The 18,074-nt window shown below is 38.1% G+C and carries 11 protein-coding genes; 6 read left to right on the top strand and 5 right to left on the bottom strand.

All coding sequences use genetic code 11. From position 1 onward, the window contains the following. Positions 1-11 precede the first annotated feature (11 nt). The 6 genes from HMPREF9456_RS11070 to HMPREF9456_RS11095 all read left to right on the top strand — a co-directional run bounded on the left by HMPREF9456_RS11070 (position 12) and on the right by HMPREF9456_RS11095 (position 7,680). Complete coding sequence (locus tag HMPREF9456_RS11070; RefSeq protein WP_006843618.1) at positions 12-821, top strand: glycoside hydrolase family 16 protein; 810 nt, start codon at positions 12-14, stop codon at positions 819-821. A 30-nt stretch (positions 822-851) separates the two neighbouring features. Continuing rightward, complete coding sequence (locus HMPREF9456_RS11075) at positions 852-1,397, top strand: RNA polymerase sigma-70 factor (RefSeq protein WP_006843619.1); 546 nt, start codon at positions 852-854, stop codon at positions 1,395-1,397. A gap of 484 nt (positions 1,398-1,881) precedes the next feature. Beyond that, positions 1,882-2,565: an L-ribulose-5-phosphate 4-epimerase gene (gene araD, locus HMPREF9456_RS11080; RefSeq protein WP_018075004.1), complete on the top strand. Its 684-nt coding sequence runs from the start codon at positions 1,882-1,884 to the stop codon at positions 2,563-2,565. 35 nt (positions 2,566-2,600) lie between these two features. Beyond that, on the top strand, positions 2,601-4,103 hold the full coding sequence (gene araA / locus HMPREF9456_RS11085; protein WP_006843621.1) for an L-arabinose isomerase: 1,503 nt from the start codon (positions 2,601-2,603) through the stop codon (positions 4,101-4,103). A gap of 148 nt (positions 4,104-4,251) precedes the next feature. Next, the gene (locus HMPREF9456_RS11090; protein ID WP_006843622.1) at positions 4,252-5,919 is read left to right on the top strand and encodes a ribulokinase; all 1,668 of its coding nucleotides are present in this window, start codon (positions 4,252-4,254) and stop codon (positions 5,917-5,919) included. Positions 5,920-5,934: 15 nt separating this feature from the next. After that, positions 5,935-7,680 carry a sodium:solute symporter gene (locus HMPREF9456_RS11095; protein ID WP_006843623.1) on the top strand — a complete coding sequence of 582 codons (1,746 nt, stop codon included), beginning with the start codon at positions 5,935-5,937 and terminating at the stop codon, positions 7,678-7,680. A 435-nt stretch (positions 7,681-8,115) separates the two neighbouring features. Here the strand turns inward: HMPREF9456_RS11095 and HMPREF9456_RS11100 are convergent, their stop codons facing one another. From HMPREF9456_RS11100 to HMPREF9456_RS11120, 5 genes are read right to left on the bottom strand one after another with little or no spacing between them, the layout of a single operon-like run. Beyond that, on the bottom strand, positions 8,116-10,323 hold the full coding sequence (locus HMPREF9456_RS11100; RefSeq protein WP_026177106.1) for an endo-1,4-beta-xylanase: 2,208 nt from the start codon (positions 10,321-10,323) through the stop codon (positions 8,116-8,118). Between the two features lie 30 nt (positions 10,324-10,353). Continuing rightward, positions 10,354-11,394: a DUF5627 domain-containing protein gene (locus tag HMPREF9456_RS11105; RefSeq protein WP_006843625.1), complete on the bottom strand. Its 1,041-nt coding sequence runs from the start codon at positions 11,392-11,394 to the stop codon at positions 10,354-10,356. 35 nt (positions 11,395-11,429) lie between these two features. Then, positions 11,430-13,235, bottom strand: a complete 1,806-nt coding sequence (locus HMPREF9456_RS11110; protein ID WP_006843626.1) for a RagB/SusD family nutrient uptake outer membrane protein — start codon at positions 13,233-13,235, stop codon at positions 11,430-11,432. A 14-nt stretch (positions 13,236-13,249) separates the two neighbouring features. Beyond that, entirely contained in the window at positions 13,250-16,087 is a 2,838-nt protein-coding gene (locus tag HMPREF9456_RS11115; protein WP_006843627.1) for a SusC/RagA family TonB-linked outer membrane protein, read from the bottom strand. 43 nt (positions 16,088-16,130) lie between these two features. Further along, positions 16,131-18,074, bottom strand: a complete 1,944-nt coding sequence (locus HMPREF9456_RS11120) for a RagB/SusD family nutrient uptake outer membrane protein (protein WP_006843628.1) — start codon at positions 18,072-18,074, stop codon at positions 16,131-16,133.

Below are 18,074 nucleotides of genomic sequence, written 5' to 3' on the forward strand. Positions count from 1 at the left end.
AATTAAAGACAATGAACCATAATATCCAAAAAGGAATAATCTTAATCGCCTTGATTTTATTTATTTTACCTAAATCGTTATTCTCACAAAACGATGATTGGAAATTAGTTTGGTCCGATGAGTTTGAATATACGGGTCTACCTGACTCTACAAAATGGAGTTTCGATACACATGGCAACTCGTATGGCTGGGGAAACAATGAGCTACAATGGTATACCGACAAGAATATAAACAATGCTCGTGTGTGTAACGGTATATTAAGAATCACTGCCCTGAAAGAAGAGTCTAATGGTAAACAATATACTTCTGCAAGACTAAGAACAAAGGGGAAAGGAGATTGGCTATATGGAAAGGTAGAAGTAAGTGCAAAACTACCGACAGGCAGAGGAACTTGGCCTGCAATATGGATGCTCCCTACAGAGAGTAAATACGGCGGTTGGCCCAGATGTGGTGAAATAGATATTATGGAACATGTTGGGTTTTCACCTGACAGTGTATTTTCTACAGTTCATACCGAAACGTATAACCATACGAAAGGTACACAGGTAGGGAAATCAATTCACGCTCCACTGGTTACCGACAGATTTCATGTTTATACTATGGAATGGGACAAACATCAGATCAGATCGTATATCGATGGAATTCATTATTTCACTTTCGACAAACAAGAAGGAATAGATGCTTGGCCTTTCGATCAACCATTTCACTTATTACTTAACCTTGCCATAGGCGGAGGATTAGGAGGCATAAAAGGAGTAGATGATACCTTATTTCCGCATTACTTCGATATTGATTATGTACGTATTTATCAGAAAGAATAGTGACTCCTTCTACAAATAAGAATATAAGATATGCGTAGTTATATAGAGTCTGAGTTTGAGGAAGTATTCAATACTTATTATGAACCAGTATGTTATTTCCTAAATCTTTATACTAAAGATGAGCATGTTATCAAAGATATTGCCCAAGATGTATTTTGCAGTCTATGGGTAAATAGGGAATTAGTTAAAATAGACAATATAAAGGCATATCTTTATACCGCCGCCCGTAACCGTGTATTAAACCACTTTAGAGATATAAAACTTCACGAAGAGTTGCTCACCAAATGGATATATGAAGAAAAAGAACTAGATGAAGCATACGATTGCGTGGACAGAGTTGAATTTGAAAAAAGTATAGAAACAGCCATTGAAAGCCTAAGTCCGAAATGCAAAACTGTATTTAAACTCAGTCGCTACAGCCGTATGAGCTACACTCAAATTGCAGAGCAAGAAGGTATCTCACAAAAAATGGTAGAAAAACATATTTCGGTAGCTCTAAAGAAGATAAAAGCGCATATAGCCAAATCAATGTTCCTTTGGATTATCTTTTTCTCTTATGTAGAAAAAAACACTTAAAAAGAGTTAGGCTCCTCTAGGAAAACTATTTTGTACCGAAAGTTATAAAAACTCCTTAATGATCACTTAACCAAACAACTTTTAATGATTTTATAAGCCGATCTTTTGCTTTCTCCCCCCTACTCCACTTTCATCATATACACGTTATAACTGAATAGTTATAACAACACTACAGGCAACTACGTATCCATCCTCGAGAAGAAGAATAAGGTTATTTAGCACAAATAACAGAACCTAAAACAAAAGAATATACTACAATACTCTACTTATCGGAATTCACTTCGGAATACAACCAATGAACCTCTGATGTTTTATTTTTCACCTTTTTTCAAATAGACCGAATTTAGATATACGAACTCGCGATATATGTTTTAAAACATGCTAAAAATAAGTGTATATATTTACACTTATTGCTAATATTGTACTCATAAGTGTACCACTAACACTTATATATAAAGTAAGCTTTTTAACCATATATAATATCATGCTAGAATCATTAAAAAAAGAGGTATTCGATGCTAATCTGGATCTGGTAAAACATGGATTAGTCATATTCACATGGGGAAATGTTAGTGCTATCGATAGAGAAAAAAATCTGGTAATAATCAAACCTTCAGGAGTATCATATGAAAAGATGAAAGCTGAAGATATGGTTGTACTCGATTTAGATGGAAAAATTGTAGAGGGAAAATTGAAACCCTCATCCGATACTGCAACTCATATAGCTTTATATAAAGCTTTTCCAAATATAGGGGGAATTGTACATACCCATTCTACTTACGCCACATCTTGGGCTCAAGCAGGTTGTGATATACCGAATATTGGTACCACTCATGCCGATTACTTTAAAGATGAGATACCTTGTACAAGACAAATGACAAAAGAAGAGATTGAAGGCAAATATGAACTCGAAACAGGCAATGTAATCATCGAGCGTTTTGCTACGCTAAATCCGGATTATACCCCGGGAGTTCTTGTCAATAATCATGGTCCTTTCTCGTGGGGAAAAGATGCGCATAATGCCGTACACAATGCAGTAGTATTGGAACAAGTCGCAAAAATGGCTTATCTGGCATATAACATCAACCCGCAACTAAAGATGAATGATGAGCTTATAAAAAAACACTTTTTCAGAAAACATGGTCCTGATGCATATTACGGGCAGTAAAAAATATTTAATCATTAACTATAAAAAATAATATCATGGATTTCAAAGATTTAGAAATTTGGTTTATCACCGGAGCACAATTATTGTATGGTGGAGATGCTGTGGTTGCTGTAGACTCACATTCCACTCAAATGGTAAAAAGTTTGAACGATTCAGGCAAGCTACCTATCAAAGTTGTTTATAAGGGAACAGTCAATTCTTCTAAGGAAATAGCAAAAGCTTTCTCTGATGCTAATTCGGATAACAAATGTATTGGAGTAATAACATGGATGCATACCTTTTCCCCCGCAAAAATGTGGATACAAGGATTGAAGAATTACAAGAAACCTCTGTTACATTTTCACACCCAATTCAATAAGGAAATTCCTTGGAATGAAATCGATATGGATTTCATGAATCTAAATCAGTCGGCTCATGGCGACCGTGAATTTGGACATATGGTAAGCCGTATGCGCAAAAACAGAAAAGTAATTGTCGGACATTGGTCTGACGAAAAGGTACAGGCTAAACTAGCTTCTTGGATGCGTGTATGTGCAGGATGGGCTGATGCTCAGGATATGCTTATCATTCGTTTTGGTGACAATATGAACAACGTAGCGGTAACGGATGGAGATAAGGTAGAAGCCGAAATGCGTTTGGGCTATCATGTAGACAATGCTCCTATCGCAACATTAGTTCCGTATATAGAAGCTGTAAAAGAAACTGAAATAGATGCATTAATTACAGAATATGAAAAAGTATATGACTTTGCTGCTGATTGCAAAAAAGGAGGAGAAAAACATCAGTTTGTACGTGATGCAGCAGCTCAGGAAATAGGACTTCGTCGTTTTCTTCAAGAAAAGGGAGCGAAGGGATTCACTACCAGCTTCAATGAACTTGAAGGCATGAAGCAATTGATGGGATTTGCATCTCAACGCCTCATGGCGGAAGGTTACGGTTTTGGAGCCGAAGGTGACTGGAAAACTGCTGCCCTTGTACGCACAATGTGGGTAATGGGAAAAGGACTGCCCGGCGGACAATCGTTCCTAGAAGACTATACGCTCAATTTCGATGGGGAGAACAGTACTATTCTACAGTCGCACATGCTGGAAATAAATCCGGATATAACCGGAACAAAACCTCGCATCGAAGTTCACTTCCTTGGTATTGGAGATGCTCGCACTTGTTCGCGCCTCGTATTTCAAGCACATAAGGGAGAAGGAGTTGCAGCTACAATCGTAGACATGGGCAATCGCTTCCGTATGATTGTAAATGAAGTAGTAGTAGAAGAACCGAAACCATTACCGAAACTGCCTGTAGCATGTGCATTGTGGAAACCAATGCCTAACCTTGAAATTGGTGCTGCTGCATGGATATTGGCAGGTGGGACTCACCACTCAAGTTTCTCATATTCTGTCACTACCGAAATGCTGGAAGACTATGCAGATATAGCAGGTATAGAACTGGTTACTATCGACAAGAATACAACTATAAATAACTTTAAGTTTGAGTTGAAAGTAAATGAAGTATACTACTTATTAAATACAGCGTTAAGCTGAGTTAGATTGTTTCAAGTATGGGGAGTAGTGATATTCCCTATACTTATTTTATTATTAAAAAGTTAACTGCCTTATGAAAGGAACATATACTATAGTTGTCAACTATAATGTTATGTGAATTTCATACTATTTATGAAAAATAAAATATATGAAATATACAATAGGACTTGATTACGGTTCTGATTCTTGCCGAGCAGTAATTATAGAAGCTGAAACCGGAAAAGAAATTGCTTCATCAGTCAAATATTATAAAAGATGGATACAGGGGAAATACTGTGATCCTCAAAAAAACCAGTACAGACAACATCCTCTAGATTATATAGAAGCTTTGGAAGAATCCGTAAAGGAGGCTCTTAGTAAATCTCCGACAGGCACAGCAGAGCAAGTCGTAGGTATGTCATTTGATACGACAGGCTCTACTCCTGCCCTAATTGATAAAGACGGACAGGTGTTAGCATTACGACCTGATTTTGCAGAAAATCCAAATGCAATGTTTGTCCTTTGGAAAGATCATACAGCGATCAAAGAGGCAGCTAAAATAAATGAGGTAGCCAAACGCTGGCCTATCGACTATACAGCCTATGAAGGTGGTATATACTCCAGCGAATGGGTTTGGGCAAAAGTAGCACATGTTCTGAAAGAAGATAAAGCTGTAGCCGGAGAAGCTTACAGTTGGATAGAGCATTGCGATTGGATGCCCGCTCTAATTACAGACACAACCAAACCATCAGATATAATAAGAGGACGATGTGCTGCAGGACACAAAGCCATGTGGTTGAAAGAATGGGATGGCTTGCCAACAGAAGATTTTCTTGTAGAAATAGCACCCGAACTGAAAGGGTATAGAGAAAGACTATTCCACGATACATACACCAGCGAAGTTAAGGTAGGCAACCTGACCGAAGAATGGGCCAATAGACTTGGACTAACAACAAATGTAGCTGTTGGTGTAGGAGCATTTGACTGTCATATGGGAGCTGTAGGTGCCGAAATAGAACCGAAGGCATTTGTTCGTGTTATAGGAACGTCTACTTGCGATATTATGATTGCTCCGTATGAAGATATGCACGGAAAGCTAATTCCAGGTATCTGCGGACAGGTAGATGGATCTGTTATTCCGGGAATGGTAGGTCTTGAAGCCGGACAATCTGGTTTTGGTGATATTTATGCATGGTTCAAATCAGTGTTGGCTTGGCCTTTGGAAAATATACTAAAAGAATCGGCATTAATAGATCAGGAAACAAAGCAAAAGTTAATAGACGAAACTCTTGACAAGATAATCCCTACCCTATCCAAAGAAGCGGAAAAAATTCCGGTATCAGAAAGTTCTATTTTAGCAATCGATTGGATGAACGGGCGTCGTACTCCTGATGCCAATCAGATGGTAAAAGGAACAATCACAGGATTAAACTTGGCTAGTTCTGCCCCTCTAATTTTCAAAGCATTGGTAGAGGCTACTGCTTTTGGATCGAAAGCAATTGTAGATCGCTTTCTCGAAAACGGAATTGAAATCAATAGCGTAATTGGTATAGGGGGTATCTCCCTTAAATCGCCATTGGTTATGCAAACATTGGCAGATGTATTGGCAATGCCTATAAAAGTTGCTAAATCAGAACAAGCATGTGCCTTTGGTGCAGCAATGTTCGCTTCTGTTGCAGCAGGAGTTCATCCTGACATTAAAGCTGCTCAGAAAGCGATGGGACAAGGATTCGCTCACGAATACAAACCTAATATGGAGAAACATGAGGTGTATATGCAGATATATGCAAAATATCAAAAGTTAGGAAAATTTACTGAAACAGAATTATTCTCTTAAACATAATATCATACAATGAACTGGAATTCACACGAATTTATTTGGCTCGACTGGGTGATTATTGCAGTTGGGATATTGGCAGTAACATGGGCTGTCTGGCGTTCGATACAAAAAGACAAACGCCTGCAACAGGGCGCCAGTAGCGAAGACTATCTGTTCGGAAAAGGCGAACCATGGTACATAATAGGTGCTGCCATCTTTGCAGCAAACATCGGATCGGAGCACCTTGTAGGACTTGCCGGAACAGGTGCTAAAGCCGGAGTGGGTATGGCGCACTGGGAGATGCAAGGCTGGATGATACTTATTCTAGGTTGGTTATTCGTACCATTCTATCAACTTATGAATAACAAAATGGGCAAAATTATCACAATGCCCGACTTCCTAAAATACCGCTATACACCCGCTACAGGCTCTTGGTTATCTATCATCACTCTTATAGCCTATGTACTTACCAAAGTGAGTGTAACCGCATTTACAGGAGGTATCTTTATGGAAAGCCTTCTGGGATTACCTTTCTGGTATGGGGCAATCGGCTTGATAGTACTAACAGGTATCTTTACTGTTCTGGGTGGGATGAAAGGAGTTATGACTCTATCTGCAATCCAAACACCGATACTTATTATAGGGTCATTCCTTGTGCTTTTCCTAGGATTATCTGCTCTTGGAGGAGGTAGTATTCCCGAAGGTTGGACAGCGATGATCGACTATGCAAAAACATTGAATGTAGGAGAAGATGGTGTTGCATACGGTACCAACCATATGTTCCACTTCAATACTGGCGATCCGTTATATGATGATTATCCCGGCTTTTGGGTATTTATTGGAGCTTCAATAATAGGTTTTTGGTATTGGTGTACCGACCAGCATATCGTTCAACGTGTACTTGGACAACGCAAGGGCGAAGATAACGATACAGTGATGAAACGTGCGCGTAGAGGTACTATTGCTGCGGGTTATTTCAAATTGTTACCTGTATTTATGTTCCTAATACCGGGTATGGTAGCAGCGGCATTAGCTGCACGTCCTGATAGCGGATTTACATTGGATGATCCAGATACTGCGTTCGGCTCAATGGTTAAATTTGTATTGCCTGCGGGTGTGAAGGGAATTGTTACCATAGGTTTTATATCGGCTTTAATTGCGTCTTTGGCTGCATTCTTCAATTCTTGCGCCACATTATTTACGGAAGACTTCTATAAACCTATGTTCAAAAATAAGAGTGAATCTACTTATGTTTTGGTAGGTCGTATTGCCACAATTGTAGTCGTTATCCTCGGTATTGTTTGGATACCTGTTATGATGAGTCTTGGTAGCCTTTACGACTATCTACAAGGTATTCAATCATTACTCGCTCCTGCTATGGTAGCCGTATTTGCACTTGGTATCTTCTCTAAAAGAATTACACCTAAGGCTGGAGAAGCTGGAATGATAGTGGGATTCGCTATCGGGATGGTACGCTTATTAACCAATATATTTACCAACACCGGCAAGGATGCAATGACCGGCTGGTATTGGGAATACACAAGTTGGTTCTGGCAAACAAACTGGCTTATTTTTGAAATATGGTTATTAGTTTTCATTATGTTGCTAATGGTCGTTGTATCGTTTTTCACTCCGAAGCCAACAGCCCAACAAATAGATGCTATCACTTTCTCTAGCGATTACAAGAAACTTATTAGCAAGAGCTGGAATAAATGGGATGTTATAGCATCGCTTGGAGTTGTAATTCTCTGTGTTGCATTTTACATATACTTTTGGTAAAACAATAGCATACTTTTATAAAGGAATAAAGCAAGAGGCTGTCTTAAGACAGCCTCTTCTATATTTATCCAACTCTCTTTAATTATATTTTTATAAACAGACAAAGAGATCAATCATAAACAACTATATATAAAACCTTACAAAACACTTCTCTAAAAAACTAAAAACATTTTCTTATACACAAAAATCCTAATCTTCTTTAACTAATAAAAATACAAAAGACACCTTATCTTCTATCCCTCTATATCTGTCAAAATATTGTGAAGATATATGCATACATATGTTCTACCTATAAATGAAACTTCTAATATCATTTAATAGTAAAGAAAAACAGCGAAACCTTTATACAAAGATTTCGCTGTCTCATCCAAAAAAGTACGAATCACCTAAAAGCCTATATGATATTATCTCATATCATTAAAAAACATTAGATTATTATTTACCACTCAAACCTTCCGCAAATCCTGCATAAACAGGCTTACGGTTATAGTTCAAGCTCCATAGCCCAATAGGCTGCCCTTTTCTCCAACCACTGTCGTCAGGACTGTCAGTAGGACTCCAATGAGTAATTCCATATTGTTGGCTCACAGGAATAATTTCAAAGTATTTTTTTACAATAAACTTATAATACTCAGACATCAATAACTGTTGCTCGAAAGTAAGGTTTGCAGTCTTAATTTCATTACCATTCTCATCTATTATCCCCATATCCAACTCAGATATTTTTATGAGTTTTCCTGAAGCTTTTAACAGTTCAAACATCTTCACTATATGATCTTCTTTGCTCTTTTGAGTAGTAGAGTTTAGGTAATAAGAAACATGCATTTGAGTACCAATACCATCAATCTTAGTTCCGTCCTTTTCCCAACGTTCAATCCAATTGATCAAGCTCTTGAGTTTCATATTATCATCCCAATCTGATTCTAGATTGTAGTCATTGATGAACAACTTCATATCTTCAGGTCCATATTTACGGGTAAGTTGGATAGCTGTACGCACATAGTCATCACCCAAGTAATCTTGCCAATAGAAATTATTTTTAGCATCTTCTGCCGATACATTATTTACAGATTGTAAATCATACCAACCGTCGCCATCTTTATCAACACCGGCCAAAGGCTCATTCACCACATCCCATGCTTTCACATATCCGCCACAAGCTTCCATCATACCTTTCACCCAATTTTCCATCGCATTGGTCAAAACTTCTTTCTTTTCTTCCGGAGTCAAAGGAATGGTATTGCCAGACTCTTCTATCTCAAACACGATATCATCAAAATAGAATGTAGTTGCCAACTTGTTTTTTGCAAGATTAAAAGCTATAGTACTCATTCCTTCTTGTAATGAATTGATAGAGCCGGAGCTAGTATATTCCTGCCACTCTGTAGTTACATTAGGACTACCTAACATAGCGTAATGCAAATAGCCGCCCGGTTCTTTATGCGCCTGAGAGTCAATACTAACATTTCTACTAGCTTTGACCTTCATACTGAAACGATATTTTTCACCTTCCTTAAATACATGAGGTACTTTTACAAAGAATTGGGTGTCCCAATCCTGAGTAGCATTATCACCTGATTGAACAACAATAGCCCGTCCCGTACCTCCTGCACCTGTACCGGCTGCACTAAAAGTAGCTGCTTTAGGTCCATTAGATACTTCAGTAGCATAGAAGGAAGATACATCGTCATCTTCGCAGTTACTATTGCTTACAAGATTTTTCCACCAAGTAGATGGACCTGCAGCAAGCGCCTCAATATTGAAAGAATAAGAATGCCAGCTTGGTTTTCCCCAATTTGATAAGTCTTTACTGTCAAAGGTGCCATTACTGATTACATTATCCGTAGAGTTAGCTGCCGTTAAAGTAATATCGTCAAAATACAAATCGCCACCAAATTTACCAAAACAGAACTGAAGTTTGTTAAACGCATGGCTTGGTGTAAACTGAAGAGTAACATTACTCCATTCTTTACTTGCCGCAAGAGATAAACCATAAAGAACATTACTACCATCTGTAGGCCAGAAGTCAACAGTGGCCGCCGCAGAAGCCTTGATTCTCATACTTAATGTATATGTCACACCAACCGTTAATGGGCTTGCCGGTTCGTAATAAATTTGCCAATCCCATGTATTAGCTTTAGCTTCAGTTGTATTTATATGCAAACAATTATTTGCATCATTCGGGTCTACTTCAATTTCCTTATCAGCAATTAACTTATTCAGATATTTATTGTTTTGTTGAGAGTGCCACAATATCGTATGTCCATAAATACTGAGACCAGCACCTTTAGCGGCATCAACAAATTTTACTACCTGAGAGAAATCCATTGAACCATCATCTTTTACAATCGATCCATATTTCATCGCATTCCCCGCTGTTAATTCATCAAAGTTGGAACAGGCAAGACTATAAACCATTTCTCTCTTCAAAAAATCACTAACAGTAATACCTGATCCTAATTTGAAATTTGGATTAGCCTTACGGTCTACATACGATTTCAGAACATCATATTCATTCAGATATTCGTATTTCTCGAGATCTGCCGGCTTATCAACATTAAAGTTGCTATCAAAATTGTCGACACAAGAGACCATTGCCGCCATAGCGACAATAATCAACAAGAATTTATTATAATACTTCATCATACTCATCTTTACTTAAATTAAAAATGATTAGTTTTTATAAGTTGGAACAAACCATTCGGCATCGATACCTCTGGTTTGTACTACCAAAGTATCTTTCGTTGCATATTGCTTTGTACCAAAGTTTATATTATATTCTAAGTACATAGCATTACGATCTTTATTACCCCAACTATTCTTCTCTCCGTTTTTTACAAATTTACCCGAGCCACTAGCTGTATAACCTTGCGTATTGGTAGAGATAGTACACTCGTTATTATCATTAAAAGTAAGGAGTAAATCACATGTAAGAGTTTGTACACCTCCTAAACCATCAGAAACAGTAGTTTTAACCGGAAATTTAGTCACCTTTAAACTTGCAGTCGTTAAACTACAAAGTTCGTCATTTTCTACATACGGTTTGCGGCGTACATTCGTTGCAGTTGCACCATTCTCGGTTACAAGATCTACCCCTCTGCGCAGATATTTTGCATGCCACGGATTGATAAATTTCACTGCATACAATACATAGTCTTGAGGCTGAATATCCCACGCTTCTGAATAGGTACGAGGTGCATTCTGTATCAAATGACGACCGCTCAAAATACTGTCTGCATTTTGTACTTTAGTCATCAATAATGGAATTACATACGTTTTTTTCAAAGCCTCGGGATCAGAAAAGAATGCATCTTGCAATTGGACTCCTACCGATCCTTGCATCTTCTTATCAAGAATAATCTTATTACCTCCTAGAGTGTAGTAATTGGATGGCATAGCTTGAACCGGACTACCGTCTTCGAAGAATAAGTTATCACATAATCCGTTATCTACAGCAATATCTATACTGATATTCTTTTGGTTTTTATATACACCACCCATTGTTGCGTATATTTCGCAACGATGCTCATTATCTAAAGTAGTATCATAAGTATCATCTCCCAATACGATTGTACGCACGGGGTATTGATAGGCAAAATAAACAGTTGTTCCGCCCTCATAGTTTGGGAATTCAATACCTTGATTTTCGCATGATGTCATTGATGCAATCAGAATTCCGGCAAACAATACAGGCAATAATTTGAATCGTTTCATATTTTTCAATATTTAGATATTTTTTGATTATTCACTTACCAGCCTTGATTCTGCTGTAGGTTACTCCATTTAATCACTTCACCATAAGGTACAGGCCCATGATACATATAATCTTTGTAGCTTCTTGCTTCTACAGGAATTACCTTATATACCAAAGCTCCATCGACTTTATCTATTTGCATGCCTTTAGCACCCTCATTCAGGTTGGCTTTCCAACGACGCAAATCCCAAAAACGTCGGTTTTCGAAACAAAGTTCAATACGACGCTCATTACGTATCAGCTCACGCATTTTATCTTTATCGTTTTTAATGCTTTCAAGATAAGGGTCTCCTCCATTAGAACCTACGCCAGCACGAGCGCGGATAGCCTTGATTACATCGTAAGCACTGTATGAATGTCCGTTGCCATTAGTGGGGCCCCAAGCTTCATTTGCTGCCTCAGCATAAGCTAAGAATATTTCAGTAAATCGTATGCGTACGGGATAATGGTATTGTGCCGTATTATATGTCGGATCTGGATTACAATCGTCACGCAATAGTTTTCTCAAATAATAGCCGGTACGTGTAGATGTACTTTCTTTATTTAATGCATCGTCATTAGTACCGTATGTTCCGGTTACAATTTTCTTTGAATTTGTTCCATACGTAGTTTCGTTATACAATACATAAGCTGTCAAACGTGGATCTCTGTTGGTGTATGGATCATTTGAAGAATACCCACTTGCTGGGTCAGATATTGGATATCCGCTTGCCATAGGAAATGCATCTACTAAATTTTGAGTTGGATTTATACGTCCACTTCCATAAAGCGATGGTGGGTAATTACTCTTCTCTTGCGAAAGCCCCATTGCATAGTCTTCGGTACTATTATCTTTGTCTCCTCGCCATAGAATCTCTTTAGGAACAGCACCTGATCCCAATGAGTTGATTTCAGTTTTGTTCATATACCATGTCCATCCTGTTGGATCTATTCCGCCTAGGCCGTTTATACGATCAAGTACGATAGCTGCATTGTCTGCAGCGTTAGCCCACGTCACGGTTGTACCTGTGTTGTATGCAGGACTTGCTGCAAGTAAAGCCGCTTGTGCTCTGATAGCCTCTGCTATACGAGCGGTAAGGCGACCTCGTATATGAGTACCATTTACCCGGTTATAATCACTGGCATTGGTTACACCGATTGCTTTATATTTAGCCGGGATATTAGCATCACTGATGTCATTGTAATCAAGAGGTAAGTATTCTGTCGCTTTTTCTACATCACTAAAAATTTGATCTATACAAGCCTGAAATGTATCTCTTGGCACACTGAAATCTGTACTCATATTATCTACAGTAGTTACATTAGGTATCCCCAATAGTTTTCCATCTTCAGTCCAACCTCCATGAGCCATCAATAGATAGTACATATTTAATGCACGCAATCCATACGCTTCGCCTTTAAGACGATCACAATACATGATATGGACATTCGGATCTTTTGCCCATGCAACTTTGTCGGCATTTTCTAAAAAGATGTTGAGATACTGAATAGCAGCTCTACAGTTCTGCCACTTAGACATAGGGTTGTTACTAGCTGTCCATGATCCTGTTGCCATGCTTAAATAGCTACTAGCTTTATCGTTAGTCACTGCATCATCTGTCGCAATGTCTGTTTCAGATTTAGTCTGATAGGGAAGCATGGAATAAGCGTATCCTAATATCCCTTGTGCGTATCCCGGTTCATTATACATATCGTCGAGCTCTCTATTGTTCTCCAAAGCAGGAGAAAACATATCATCACAGGATGTTAAGAAGAGCAAGATAATGACCAGAAATTTTGTTATATTATTTATTGCTTTCATACTGTTGTTATTTGTTAAAATGCAGCTTTTATACCTATATTATAAAATCTGGTTTGCGGAGAACTACCTACATTCATTTCCATATGTTTACGTTCCTTAGATATAGTAAGCAAGTTCGCACCACTTACATACGCCGAAAGTTCGCGAATGAAACTATTTTTCAACAGCTGCTTAGGTAAGTCGTATGTAACCTGTATCTTAGCTAGATCAAAGCGGTTAGTTTTATACATCCAGAAGTCTGATGTTCGGAAATTATTGCTTCCACTTTCAGTAGTTAAACGAGGGTAAGTTGCGGTTGCTTTTGTTTCCTCTGTCCATCGGTCACGAACTACTGCGGAGTATTTACCATCTCCATGAATCCAATAGTAAGAACTATTTTTCAAACTATTCGCACCAAAGCTACCTGTACCTAAAGCAAAGAATGTAAAATCTGACCATTTAAGTGTCATATTTATACCCAAAGTAAACGGCGCACCATACCAGCCTCCTTTACCCAAATATATGACATCCTGATCATCGATGACACCATCGCCGTTTTGATCCACATATTTAATATCACCTGGTTTTACAGTTCCTCCAAATTTTTGTTCCGGAGATTTAGTTATCTCATCGTTACTTTCAAACAGTCCGTCACTTTGTAAGCCCCAAATACCATCAATCGGCTTACCAGTTCTATTCTGATAGTCAAATTCATTTATCTCACTCCGCTTGGTTGCTTTAGTATCGTAATAAGTACCAGCTACACCTAAAGAGAAGTCTACCTCTTCGATTTTTTTGTTGAAGTTAACATTGAAATCAAATCCTGTACGCTTATTATTATTATAGTTCATATATGGGACAAATGACGCTTCGGGATAAGCGGTAGACAAATAATTAGGGAAAAGCGAACTTGGTGTTATTATACTACCTTCCATAGAGTTTACAAAGAATGATACATCTGCAGTTATCATTTTCTTCCACAAAGAAGTTCTTAGATTCGCTGATATTTCTTTGCGTTTAATAAATGTAAGATCATCATTATTTCCACGGAGAGACATTGTATATTTCTCCAAACTACCATCATACCAACTCCAACCGTACGCTTGTGACCAAGCAGACTTGTACATATAATAATTTTGAATATCAATATCTTGATGCAATATACTTCCTGACACGCTCAACATTAAATCATCTATAATAGACGATCCCGATAGAAAGTTTTCACTGCTCATCCTCCAACCTAATGTAAGAGATGGAGAAAATGCATTACGGTGCCCTTCGGCTAACTTTGCTGAGTGTATTACGGCTGACCCAAAATCGGCATAATATTTTTTTTGATAATTATAACCTACTTGTAATGCCAAGTTTGCGTTAGAAGTTTTGTGATATTCAGACGATAAGGTTTGCTGGTAGCCCGAAGCTATTAGCATAGCCGACAAGTTATGATCTTCTGCAAAGGTGTTTACGTAATCGAATTGCCCCGAGAATGCCATAGTTTGATTATCAGCACTTTCACTAATATTCTGTACACCAGACTTCTTATCATTATTATATTTTGTTAGACCAACAATAACATCCTTTCCATTAAAGTTACCCCAAGTTGGAGCATATACCGAATATGTGTTGTCAAAAGACGTTGTATAACCTGTAGCATAATCTACGGCGAACTTTGTATGAAACGAAAGTCCTTTTAAGAATCCTTCCAAATCAATATCAACTCCGGTATCAAATTGAAAATGACGGCTTGTATATTTGCTACTTCCGGCAGCAAATATATCAGCAAATGCATTCTTTTGATCGATCTGAGATCCTCCTAGAAAATATTTACCATCAATGATATTATTGGTATTATTAACCAAATCCCAAGCGGCTAAAGCATTCTGATCAATCATATCTAATGAAATCAATGGTGCTACACGATTGGGACGAAATGTTGATGCAGCATTCCAATAGTCTCCTTTTGCATTTTTAGCATCATAGAAAGTTGCATTCGCATTAATATATGCACTAATAGCATTACTAATCATAACATCCACATTACCACGCACATTTAGACGATTGATACTATTATCTTTCGCTTCACCGATCTTAAACAAATCATCTTGATGGTAATAGCCTACATTACTGTAAAAATGAGCTCGTTTACTTCCGCCTGTAATTTCTGCTGTAACTTCTGAACGATTAGATACTTTCTTCAAAAACTCAGAAGAATAAAAATCTACATTCGGATAACGATACGGATTTAAGCCCGAAGCAGAATGATAAATGTCACTTTCGGTATATAAAGCTGATAACCCATCATTAGCTCGAGCTTCATTATAAAGAGTCATATATTCGGCAGATCCTAAATATTCAGGATAGCTTTTGGATATATGAAAACCCGTGTTGGCTCTTACGCTTATCCTAAGATCTTCGGTCTTACCTCTTTTGGTCGTTATATATATAACACCTTTGGCTGCGCGGCTACCATAAAGGACAACGGCCTGCGCTCCTTTTAGGAATGTTATTTGATCAATTTCGCTAGGCAAAACATTGTTGGCTACACGGGGAATTCCATCAACCAGTACTAAATATCCTGCATTGTCGGAATCCATTCCCCACAGCGAATTTCCATTCCACCCCCCGATATAGGCCTGCATATTATCTAAACTATAGGTGTTATAGTTCTTTTTTGTCAGTTCCTCTACATTAACAACAGATACACCACCCAATAAGTCGCTTTGAGCTACTTTTCGAAAAGCAATCTGTACCAGCGATTCTTTATCACTTTTGAGTGTGTCCGCCTCATTTTGGTCAAATGTTTGAGCTTTGGTTGCAAATGGGCAGAAGACAAACATGGCACACAAAATGAATATTGATTGTATATATTTCATCTTTTATTCGTTTAAATTACACATTCATTTACTCTATTTGGATTTACCAGCCCGGATTTTGCCCGAATTCAGGATATAGATATACATCATTGTCAGGAAGAGGGAACCAATAATGTTTGGTGCCAAATACTCGAGTAAGAATAACTTCTTCTTTGAATTCAGATACCCTTGCATCTTTTGGGTCGTTATTCTTGAAAAAGTCATTGTTTTCTACACGCTTAAACTCCTGTGATGTTTTTACTGTATACGGATATTCTGTTAGTAATAACCAACGTTGCAAATCATTGAAACGGAATCCTTCAAATGAAAGTTCTACGGCACGCTCTCTACGAATTTCATCTATAAATTTATTTTTACTTGCTGTATAAGAGCTACCTACATGTCCTGCCTTTACACGATCTCTTAGTGTGTTGAGTGCACCTTCTGCTGTTTTTGAGAAATTAGAAGATTTGCCACTAGCACCACCAAATGCAGCACAAGACTCAGCATACATCAAGTAAATATCGGCTAAACGCATATATGGCAAATAGCAGTGATAGTTTCCTCCCCAGTCATAAGTTCTATCATATTCGTTACAGGTATGAGGTACCAGCTTTTGGATAAAGTATCCTGTACGGCTAGCATTAGCTACGGGTCTCATTGCACCTCCGGTATAAAGACTACAATAACGTAGATATTCCATATCCGCAGGCATAGTGCTATTTACATATTTGAATCCATCAAATACAATATCATGATAGAAGCGAGGATCTCTATTTTTGAATGGGTAATTAGGATCGAAGCCGGAAGCCGGATCGTCTAAAGGAAGACCATTTTCCATACCATACATATTAACATAGTTCGCTGTTGGTTGGTGGATCACGTTATCATGAGCAACCAAACCGCCAACTTTAGGTCCAAATACCTTTGCAGTATTCCAGTTACTGGCATTGAAGTCTGGAGATGGTCCCCTGAAAATCGCTTCAACAGATCCCGGCTGTAGCCAGTTTTGACGAGTGGTGTAAAAAATATCCGAGTAGCTAGATGTAGAACCTTCAGCTCTCTCATGATTATAAATATCTTTATAATTGAATTGAGCTAATGCATATTGGGTCTGATTACCTTCTACAAGGTTTAACAATTCACCAAAGGCTTCGGCAGCTTTTTTACAATATGCCTCATCATAGTCATAAGTCTGACCTCCACCTACTTTAGGTCCATTTTTCATCAAAGGACTACCTGCCCAGAGATAATTTTTACCCAAATATCCTAATGCCATTATTTTATTAATACGCAATTGGTTTTTACCCACTGTGTTCTTTCCCACGGTTGTATTATCCCAGTCGATAGGCAGTAGATCTGCTGCTTGTCTGAAATCCGCAGCTACTTTATCTGCACATTCCTGATAACTCAATCGAGGTAGAGTTAATGTTCCGGTAGCATCTAATACATGGTCTACATAAGGTAATCCTCCAAAGAATGCCATCAGTTCGAAATGCCACCATGCACGAAAGAAATATAATTGTCCTGCAATCAGATTTTTTTCCTCAGCTGTGGCTGTCGTTAGTTTATCCAGATTAGCCAATCCTTCATTTGCTTTACTTATACAATACCATGCATGAGGCCATAGCGAATGCTGCTTAGGAGATCCGTCTCCGGTAGCAGTGGAACTACTATTATCTTTGTATAGCCAATCACCTGCACTTCTCCAAGCGCGGAAGTTACCAAGATCTACTTGGTGAGTCATACGACTGTCGGCCTCGGGGTTGAAGATTTCATCGTCACCCCAATTCCAGGAAGGAGCCCAATTACACTTCTGTTTGTCAGGTATGCAATTGTAAATCTCTTCTATATAGCCCTGAAAATTCATGAAGTTCTTAAATGCATCGTCTCCTGATAATGTAGAGTCAGGTTCTTTATCCAAATAATCTTCACAAGAAGCTAAACTCGTTCCTAATATTAAGAACAGGATACAACTCTTTAGAAAAGTTTTATATATATTTTTCAT

This window comes from Dysgonomonas mossii DSM 22836 (assembly GCF_000213575.1).
GTDB lineage: Bacteria > Bacteroidota > Bacteroidia > Bacteroidales > Dysgonomonadaceae > Dysgonomonas > Dysgonomonas mossii.